General features: G+C 47.5%; 2 protein-coding genes. Both read left to right on the top strand.

Translation table 11 applies throughout. The features are described from left to right. Window positions 1–84 precede the first annotated feature (84 nt). Entirely contained in the window at window positions 85–510 is a 426-nt protein-coding gene (locus tag A3729_RS22080) for a biopolymer transporter ExbD (protein WP_068514839.1), read from the top strand. A gap of 4 nt (window positions 511–514) precedes the next feature. Then, window positions 515–1,113: energy transducer TonB (locus tag A3729_RS22075; RefSeq protein WP_068634283.1), on the top strand; the 599-nt coding region annotated here is incomplete at its 3' end.

The following is a 1,113-nucleotide window of genomic DNA, read 5'->3' as shown; positions in this document are numbered from 1 at the left end:
CCCCCTTCTTCTAATAGGGGGAATTGATGCTTGAGGTATACTCAAGCATCAATTCCCCCTATTAGAAGAAGGGGGCGTCAAGGCATGAGAACGCGCTTTCCTTTTTTCAACAATGAAGAAGAAGACGTAGAAATCAATATGACACCAATGTTGGATGTCGTATTCATTCTGCTAATTTTCTTTATTGTTACCACCAGTTTCATTCGCGAAGCGGGCGCTAACATTAACCGCCCTCAAGCCCAGACATCCAGCACACTGCCTCAACAGGCAATTATTGTAGCAATCACAGCTCAAAATAAAGTGTGGATCGATCAACGGCAAGTTGAACCACAAACCATCAGACGCAATATTGAGCGTTTATTGAGTGAGTCGCCAGAAAGCACTGTCATCCTCCAGGCCGATGAGCATGCACGGACCGGTTTATTGATACAGGCATTGGACCAGTGCAAACTTGCAGGCGCCAAGAACATCGCCGTTGCGACACGCAAAGAATCAAACAGTGGAATCTAGGTTTATGGATAACACCATTTGTCGACTGCCGCTAAGTCAAAGCCTTACACGTTGGGTACTCGCCGCCCTATTAGCCATAATCTGTGTATTAGCCATTAGCAAGCTTATGACGAGTCTGATTACTCCGCTTAGCGTCGAAGCTGCGATCTACAAATTTCTCAGCATTGACTTCATTCGGATTGAAGCAAACTCTTCAAGCGCGCCCGAGCAAGAAGAAGAGCTGCCACCACCCGAAGAAGCAGAACCTGAACCACCCAAACCCAAACTAATCGATCAAGCAGCGTTTAACCCCCGGCTTCCAAAGCTTTCGCTAGACTTGAGCCCTATCGATACACCTTCGGTGCCACTTTCATTAAGCCCACCTGAATTCCCGGCAAGTTCCCTTAAACCCATACAAAGTGCCGCCCCGAGTTTTGATGAGCAACTGTTTCCCTTGCTCACGCCAGACCCGCTCTACCCCAGAAGAGCAAAACGCGCAAGACTGGAAGGATGGGTTAATATTAGCTTCACTATAGGCTTGAATGGAAGCGTGAGTGATGTACAAGTCCTAAGCGCCGAACCAGAGGGCATTTTTGAAAACAACACCATACGTGCCGTCAAAAA

It is taken from the genome of Oleiphilus sp. HI0043 (assembly GCF_001634935.1).
Note: the sequence above shows the minus strand (reverse complement) of the source record. Positions and strands in the feature narration are given on the sequence as shown.